The organism is Methanomicrobia archaeon (genome assembly GCA_016930255.1).
Lineage (GTDB): Archaea > Halobacteriota > Syntropharchaeia > Alkanophagales > Methanospirareceae > JACGMN01.
This window is the reverse complement of the sequence record JAFGHB010000069.1, coordinates 1-7,929: the sequence shown is the minus strand read 5'-3', so window position 1 is coordinate 7,929 and position 7,929 is coordinate 1. Positions and strand designations below refer to the sequence as shown.

At 49.4% G+C, this 7,929-nt stretch carries 10 protein-coding genes; 5 read left to right on the top strand and 5 right to left on the bottom strand.

Going from position 1 to position 7,929, the window contains the following annotated elements; all coding sequences use genetic code 11:
- Both JW878_09385 and JW878_09380 read right to left on the bottom strand, forming a co-directional pair.
- Positions 1 to 449, bottom strand: a 449-nt coding sequence (locus JW878_09385) for a tetratricopeptide repeat protein (protein MBN1763267.1), incomplete at its 3' end; no start/stop codon positions are given.
- The gene (locus tag JW878_09380; GenBank protein MBN1763266.1) at positions 449 to 670 is read right to left on the bottom strand and encodes a hypothetical protein; all 222 of its coding nucleotides are present in this window, start codon (positions 668 to 670) and stop codon (positions 449 to 451) included. The genes JW878_09385 and JW878_09380, both read right to left, overlap by 1 nt.
- 287 nt (positions 671 to 957) lie before the next feature.
- Between JW878_09380 and JW878_09375 the strand changes: the two genes are divergently transcribed.
- Together JW878_09375 and JW878_09370 are read left to right on the top strand one after the other, a co-directional pair.
- Positions 958 to 1,434 (top strand): pyridoxamine 5'-phosphate oxidase family protein, encoded by a 477-nt coding sequence (locus JW878_09375; protein ID MBN1763265.1) that lies wholly within the window; start codon positions 958 to 960, stop codon positions 1,432 to 1,434.
- Between the two features lie 123 nt (positions 1,435 to 1,557).
- Entirely contained in the window at positions 1,558 to 1,782 is a 225-nt protein-coding gene (locus JW878_09370; protein ID MBN1763264.1) for a DUF2892 domain-containing protein, read from the top strand.
- Positions 1,783 to 2,002: 220 nt separating this feature from the next.
- Here the strand turns inward: JW878_09370 and JW878_09365 are convergent, their stop codons facing one another.
- Together JW878_09365 and JW878_09360 are read right to left on the bottom strand one after the other, a co-directional pair.
- A complete protein-coding gene (locus JW878_09365; protein MBN1763263.1) occupies positions 2,003 to 2,809 on the bottom strand; it encodes a sulfite exporter TauE/SafE family protein in 807 nt (268 codons plus the stop codon).
- A gap of 102 nt (positions 2,810 to 2,911) precedes the next feature.
- Positions 2,912 to 3,223, bottom strand: a complete 312-nt coding sequence (locus JW878_09360; protein MBN1763262.1) for a hypothetical protein — start codon at positions 3,221 to 3,223, stop codon at positions 2,912 to 2,914.
- Positions 3,224 to 3,357: 134 nt separating this feature from the next.
- On the opposite strand from JW878_09360, the gene lysA reads away from it, so the two are divergent.
- Together lysA and JW878_09350 are read left to right on the top strand one after the other, a co-directional pair.
- Complete coding sequence (gene lysA, locus JW878_09355; GenBank protein ID MBN1763261.1) at positions 3,358 to 4,641, top strand: diaminopimelate decarboxylase; 1,284 nt, start codon at positions 3,358 to 3,360, stop codon at positions 4,639 to 4,641.
- Positions 4,642 to 4,845: 204 nt separating this feature from the next.
- Positions 4,846 to 6,579 (top strand): hypothetical protein, encoded by a 1,734-nt coding sequence (locus tag JW878_09350; GenBank protein MBN1763260.1) that lies wholly within the window; start codon positions 4,846 to 4,848, stop codon positions 6,577 to 6,579.
- Positions 6,580 to 7,008: 429 nt separating this feature from the next.
- On the opposite strand, the gene JW878_09345 is transcribed toward JW878_09350, so the two are convergent.
- Complete coding sequence (locus JW878_09345) at positions 7,009 to 7,581, bottom strand: YdeI/OmpD-associated family protein (GenBank protein MBN1763259.1); 573 nt, start codon at positions 7,579 to 7,581, stop codon at positions 7,009 to 7,011.
- A gap of 167 nt (positions 7,582 to 7,748) precedes the next feature.
- On the opposite strand from JW878_09345, the gene JW878_09340 reads away from it, so the two are divergent.
- Positions 7,749 to 7,929: hypothetical protein (locus tag JW878_09340; GenBank protein ID MBN1763258.1), on the top strand; the 181-nt coding region annotated here is incomplete at its 3' end.

The following is a 7,929-nucleotide window of genomic DNA, read 5'->3' as shown; positions in this document are numbered from 1 at the left end:
TTGCCGTTCCATGCATATTCCGACAACGGATTAATTTCAAGAGCTTTGTCGTGACACTCTAGCGCTTCTTCGTACTTGCCTAACTTATAGAGTGTATCTCCTTTGTCGTTCCATGCATATTCCGACAACGGATTAATTTCAAGAGCTTTGTCGTGACACTCTAGCGCTTCTTCGTATTGGCCCAACTTAGTGAGCACTTTCCCTTTGAAGCTCCATGCAAAATCCGACCTTGGGTTGATCTCAAGGGCGTTGTTAAAGCACGTTATCGCTTCTGTGTAGTTGCCTAACCGACGGAGTGCATCCCCTTTGCCATTCCATGCAAAATCCGACCTTGGGCTAATTTCAAGAGCTTTGTCGTAACACGCTATCGCTTCCTTATATCTCTCTAATTTATAGAGTGCAACCCCTTTGTAATTCCAGGCTTTAATGAATTTTGTGTCAAATTTTATTACCTGATCAAAGTGCTCAAGTGCGTCTTGCCACTTTTCATCATCAGGTCTAGCTTACCTTGTATGTATTCTGTCTCCGGTTCCTTTTTCGCTTCTCGAGCTATTTTTAAAGCTTCTTCATAGAGGGGTCTTGACTCCTTCCTACTTGTAATATGTGTAAAAAGATCATCTGCCTCGTCGATCAGCTCCTGCAAACTTTTCTGAACTTTCTTTTCTGGCATGCTCATCACGACCTTTAAAGCGGATAGTAAACACGCTAACTGTAGTTTACGGAAGTAGGGTTAAATAGTTTTCGCTTTTTTGATTGATTCGCCATTGTTTATCTGTACTGCAATACAGAAATAGCTTGGTATCTCAGATAGAGTGTTCTGAGTAAAGATAAAGGGAGAGACATTGTGAGAAAGAGAGGGGATTTCTTTGATGAAAGCCCTTGACGTCGCCATAACTACGAACCAAAAACAGAAACTTATATAAGTGCTCGCAGCGAACCTTTTTGCGATAGCAATCCATGAAACTCGTCAAGATTCCACGTATGGAGAAGGAGGAATACGATCGGCTAATCGCCGACGGCTACGTGAGCCGCATTGCCTTTACCGGTACCGAATACCCGTATATCGCACCGTTCTTATACGTCTTCGACGGCAGGTTCATGTACTTCCTCTCGACGAAGTACGGCTACAAGATCCAGCACTTCCGCCAGAACCCCAAAGTCGCCGTGGAAGTGGAGCGCTACAGCCCAGACCTCTCCCGCTACACGTTCGTGACGTTATCCGGGCGGCTCGTGGAAGTGGAAGACGCTGAGCAGAAGAAGGCCGTGCGTGAGAGCTTCGTGCGCCTGATAAGGGAAAAGAACCTCTCGAAAAGTGTGCTGGCGGCGCTCGGCCATTCGCCTGGTGACCCGCTCGAATCGCTCGTCACGGAAGAGCGAAGCCTTGTCTGGAAACTCACCGACGTGACAGAGATCATCGCGCTGAAGAACGTATAGATAGCGTGTTCTATTCTTCTTTGTTTTGGTTGTAACGCACTCTTCACGCGAGCGCAGAGCGAGGAAGAAGAAGTGCGAACGCAACGTATATATAAACGAGGCACTACAGAATTCTTACTTACGATGACCCTGGAAAAGTATCTACTGGTGGAGAATGTTGGTGGTTACGACCTACTCATTCGGAGTGTTGTGGGCAGCCTCGCGATCGTCGTTCTGGCACTTGATTGGGTAACCGCAGCACCCTGGAACTGGCTGCTGGCTGTAATCGCCTTTGTCGGGTTGTTCTCAGGCATGACACGACACTGCACACCGTACGTATTCATCGGCTACAGTACGAAACGAGCATAAACCCTTTCACTCTCACTCACCCGTACACTGTGCACTAACGAACGTCCCGATAAGCCTCTCACGACTCGCCTTACGTAGATAGAACGCCTTATTAACGCTTACGATTATGTGTATAGTATAACCCATCTATCACGCTCATCGGCGGTATTGTATGCTAGCTAGGTAAGTGAAGAGGCTCGAACGTGACTTTAACTCTTACAGGGTTTTAAAAATGTTTGAATCACGGGGTCCAAACTAAAACAGCGCGAATGCTCTCAGGAACATCAAAATACTGACAGAAATCAGCAACACGCCAACGTAGACTTTCATGTACAGCAACGGCAATCGTTGTGCGATCGCCGGCCCGATCTGCCCGCCGATAACCACGCCCGGGGCAACCCAGATCATTATACGAAGGATATCGGTTGCGTTTTCCGCTAAGACGGCAATAAAAGTGGGATTCAAAGCGAAAGAGCACTGCAACGATATTAACAACGAAGATGACAACGACCGTTGAGCCCACGGCCTCCGCAGGCGATTTGATCTTTCGGTGTCCGAGTACAGCGGGAAGAATGAGCTTTCCCAGGCCTGTAGCAATCAAGCCTTTGATGAAGCCCGCAAGCGCAGCTCGCGCCCAGTAAATCGTTTCATGGCTCTCTGCTTCTTCTGCCATTCCATTACAACATCGGTAGATCGTTGATGCACCGTAGAGGAGCACGAACGAGGCGAAGATGACGATTAATAGCTGCGCTGGCGCGAAGGGGACCAGTACCGTCCCAAAAATACCCGCAGGAATGGTAATCTTGAGATACTGCTTCACAAGGTACCAGTTGATCGTTTCTTGTTTCAGGTTCTTTATGACGCCTGACCCAAAGCCGAAGATCATCGTGAGCAGCGCCAGCCAGAAACCTGTCTTCGGCTCGATCTTCAGCCAGATGAGGTAAACGGGGATCCAGAAATTCGAGCCTGAGATGCCTGCGGACATCGCCAGGATCGCAATCCCAATCGAGACCGGGAACAAGTACCAGTAGGTTAAATAGTCGATCATACGCTGTGGTTGCCTCTTTTCTTTATTTGATACTTGATCGGTATTACCTCGTGTGGGCTCTTAACGGTGTTGAAGTGCGCCGATAATTGAGCGTTGTTCGTTTCAGTCTTCAATAAACGTTCTTCTCACCAGCGATTCCAGATCTTCCATCCGATTGAGACTCAACGTCTTTTCCGTGCCGTCCCGCTTCACCGTGAGATGCACCGATGACATCTCCCCCGTAATGCCAAATAAACCCTTTATGATGCCCGCAAAGATATTCTGGGTTCGTTCGTCACTCATGGAAACATAACCCATGTTCTTGGGTCGGACTACGATCGACGTGTCACCCTTCTTCACCGTGATCTTGCGGATCTCCACACCCCACCATAATTTGACGTTTATCTCTATCTCCTCATCCTCTGCTTCACTCATAGTTATTCTATCTATTTCTGATCGAACCCTTATCTAAAGGTTGGTTCGCTCGCGGACACGTACGTAGGTAGCGGGGAACTATTTATCCTAGGAATGGCTACTTACAACGTAACTAACGTAACGGTGGAGAAACGATGCCAGAAGTAGGAGGAGAGGGAGGAAACGGCCGTCTGGTCTTCGGCGGTGCGGACGTCGTGGAACTCGCGGAGCAGTACGGAACGCCGCTGTACATCATCGATGAGCACGTGCTGCGGAACAATTTCAGGCGCTATAAAGACGCGTTTGCGTCAGTGGACAATGACATTTATTTCGCGGTAAAGGCGAACGGTAATCTCGCGGTATTGCGTATCCTAGCACAGGAAGGCGCAGGTGCGGACGTCTTTTCCGGCGGTGAACTCGAACTGGTGAAGTTGGCCGGCATACCGCTGAACAAAGTCCTCTTCAACGGCAACGCGAAGAGCGAGGAAGAGCTGCGAGCCGCGGTCGAATCGCGGGTTACCGTATCGGTCGATTCGCGTGAGGAATTACAGACGTTATCCGCCGTAGCAGGCGAATCCGGCACAGAAGCGATGATTTCGATGCGCGTGAACCCTGACGTATCGCCCAACGTGAATCCGAAGATTGCGACCGGGCTGCGTACCGCGAAATTTGGGATACCCTACGAGAAGATCGTTCCAACGTACGAAGAAGCCGTAAAACTGCCCAATATCGTTATTAAGGGCATTCACTGTCATATCGGCTCGCAGATACTGGACATCAGCGTCTTCGAAGAAGCAACCGAAAAGATGATGCGGCTCGTTGAGGAGTTGTACAAAAAGGGCATCGAGCTCGAATTCGTTGACCTCGGTGGCGGGCTTGGCATATCCTACGAAAAAGCGAAAGAAAAAGCTTCAACGCCACAGGACCTCGCTGCGATGATTCTGCCGACGTTCACAGCAAAAACGGAGGCACTGGGCATTACACCCCGATTGATACTGGAGCCCGGGCGGTCGATCGTCGGCCCTGCTTCGATACTGGTATGCCAAGTTAATACTGTGAAGGACGCCTACAAGCATTTCGTGGCCATCGACGCAGGCTTCAACCTCTTTGTACGGCCCGCGATGTACGACGCCTACCATGAGGTCGTGGTTACGAACAAAGTCAACGCGCACGCGTCGGTCTTGAGCACTGTCGTCGGACCGATCTGCGAATCCGGTGACATCGTCGCTAAAGATCGGATGCTGCCCGACGTGAAACGCGGTGATTACGTTGCGATACAGGACACGGGCGCGTACGGGTTCTCCATGAGCTCGCAGTACAACGGACGGCCACGCTGTGCGGAAGTACTGGTTAAGGACGGCACTGCCGAGTTAATCAGGGAAAAGGAGAGCATTGTGGATATCATAAGGCATCAGGTAGTGCCGGAACGGTTGCGGTAGGTAATTGAGAGCGAACAGTATAGATAAGTCATGTAGGCCGCGCCGTAAACTCTTCAATGATTACCAGCCACGAGTTCGCCGTCCGTAAACTTCCACTTATTCATGTATGTATTTATGGACCATGGACCTAACAGGGAGGATAAGAACGTGCAAAAGAGCAGACGGATAAAAAGAGATCACGTTGTATCAACAGAGTATGAAAAGATGGTAATGGTGATATCAAAGAGATACAGGGGTGTGTTGATAGTAACGCTAGTAACACTTCTTTTAAGTGCCGCATCCGTTTTACCCGTAATTGGCTCCAACGTGATAGATGCCAGCATTTCCCGGACGGATGCTTACGAGCTTGTAATAGATCAGGTTTTAAACGGCAGCACCGACGGGACATGGGCGTACGTAAGCTGCGAACCCGTGAAGGCGGGTACTGTCGTCGAGAGCTGGTACGGTTCGATTGAACTTCCTCAGGAGGAAGGCTGGTTCTTCTTCATCGACGACCATCCCCGGGCGAACTGGGAACATCCGTGCAGATACGTATTTGTCGATTTGACCGGGAATATAACCGTGTATACTGCTACCACACCGCCTACTAACCTAGGGGAACTCGCGATACTAAGAGGACCGCAGGCTAAATCGGGTAGAGAGGGCGAGGTACAAACGAAGCGCTACCCGTCGATCACGCAGCAGATGGCGGCTCCAGATCAAGAAGCAAGCGAGCATTTGTACGCGGTCATTATCAGTGGCGGCTACGATTTAGCTAACAACTGGTGTCGATATTGGAACGATGTAGCCTTCATTTACACCACGTTGACGCAGATTTACGGCTATGCCGATGATCATATCTATGTACTGATGGCAGATGGAACCGACCCGGGCGATGATAGGCGCGTTTACGAATGGAATAGCACGAGAGGCGACTTCGAGTATTGGATTGATTCATCACCACTCGATTTAGACGGTGATGGCGATGGCGACGTTGATTATGCGACGACAAGAGCCAATATCACTGCCGTTTTTGATGCGCTTTCAGGTACAATAGGTGCGGGCGACTCTCTCTTTGTGTTCGCAACCGATCACGGCAGCTACAATACAAGCACCCAAAAAGCCGTGTTGATATTATGGGGCGATTATATCTATGATGATGAGTTTACACTCGAGCTGAACAAGATATCGAACGAAACAGAGGCAGTAATGATCGTGATGGCGCAATGCTTCAGCGGCGGCTTTATTGCTGATCTACTACCCGGTTCTCAGGATAGAGTTATCGCAACGGCCTGTAACGAAACGGAATTGTCCTGGGCAATGCTGCCCTACTATTACTATGACGAGTTCTCTTATCTCTGGACCTCTGCAGTGGCATGGCAAACTCCGGAAGGCGTACCGGTCAATGCGGATTCCAACAGTGATGGAGCGGTCTCAATGAGGGAAGCATTTGACTATGCTGTCGCTCTGGACACCGCGAATGAAACGCCGCAGTATTCCGAGAGCCCTGCGGGGGTGGGTTCAAATTTAACCCTTGGCTCGCTGAGCAATCCGATATTTGACACCGGTCAGAGCGAAGATCCATATCCAAGTATCCAGGGCATCCACAACGGCACGATTACACCGTCCTACAATCTCACGGTAAGCAAATTGTACACGTACCCCTGTGCTGGAACTGGTGGGCATGCGGAATACGTCAAGATGTGGAACAGCACCGATTGGAACGTAACGGCAACGTGGGACGGCTACAACGGCGATTGGCACAACCTCTCGTTTGACGAACCTTTCACGCTAAAGGCCAATGAGGAGTACCACTTCACCCTAATAACCGGCTCCTATCCTCAGATTATCCATGAGTCCAGTAAAGGGGTGATCGGGGGAAGAATTACGTGCACTGAGTTCGTTGACGTGAACGGCAAGCGGCACGAAGGGTGGATACCGGCGATACGGCTGGAGTAACGTCCTTTGATTGCACTTCCGTTCGTTCTTGGTTCTCCCTTTTAGAGAGAGAGGGCACGTTCAGATAACGAATACGCTCTCGGTCGAAGCGAAAAAGTCCATATCGCATTTTCTATTTGCGTAACGAGAACATGATATGAAGACTATCGAGGAAGATTAGTGCAACCCATCCCAGGGTTAATAGCGTTCTTGTTTGCGGATCCCAATCCCAGACCGTTTGCGATTGCAAGAAAAAAATTGCGAGGACAGCTACGAGCATATAAAGCCAACCTTGCCATGTTGTTGGCCGTAAGCCCCACCCCGTATATCTCCTCGTTGTAAACCACTCTTTCTTGCCGATCATACTTCTAACGAACGAAAGAATGATAACTAACCCGTTTAAAGTTTGGGGCTTCTTAGCGCCACGATAAATCTTCAGTGATTCATCAATTATTGTACCATACCGAACCGCTTGTTCTTTCCCGTCATGGTAAGGAAATACCGCAGCCGCTGCTCAAAAATCTGCGGACGGGTTCGTGCCATCTCGATCCAGCCGATGCGAATGCGTTTGTAGGAGTCAGGGAAGTTCTGAAAGTGCTCCCAGGTAGTTTTGTCCTGTTTCAAAGCATCGAGGATATCAGGCGCGATTACCATCGCTTCAGTTTCCGAAGGATCATCCAGCAGGTGCTTTACCGCAGCCAGACCCGCGGCGGTCATTTTCTGCTGCTTGACGAGCCGGCGGATACGCACCTTGTTCGCTTCCGAGAGTTTGCTGCTCTTAATGCCCTGCTGTCGTGGCGTGAACCGCTGTGCGAATCTATCGTCATCAAGCTTTTTGACCGTGCTGTCAATCCAGCCGTAACAGAGCGCTTCTTCTACCGCATCATTGTACGGAATCCGCGGCTTACCCGTATGCTTCTTGTAATACACCAACCAGATTTCGTTCTCTGTGGTGTGATGTTTCTGCAACCAGGCACGCCACTCGTCTCTGGTGGTTACGTACAGTGTCTCTCCTAGCTCCATAGCTTTTAGAGATCATCCAAAAATTAATAGAACGTTTATTAAAGATAGTTTGCTTATAGAAAATGTGTAGATGATGAAGTAAGACCATCTTATCTTTTATATAATTAAGATGAACGCAATAGAAATCCTTAAATACAGTTAGAAACAAAATAGCGGTGACATAACCCATGAAGTTTGAGAAGATCGCTGTGATGGTTTTGATTTGGATGCTGATTTTGTCAAGTTTACCTTTACCTGTAAGCGCAGGTAAGCCGGAAGCGCAAACGAGCATCAGCAGCGTCCTGAGCACCATGAACATCGGCGACACCGATTGGATCACCCTCACCGTTAAGAATACCGGCAATGCGA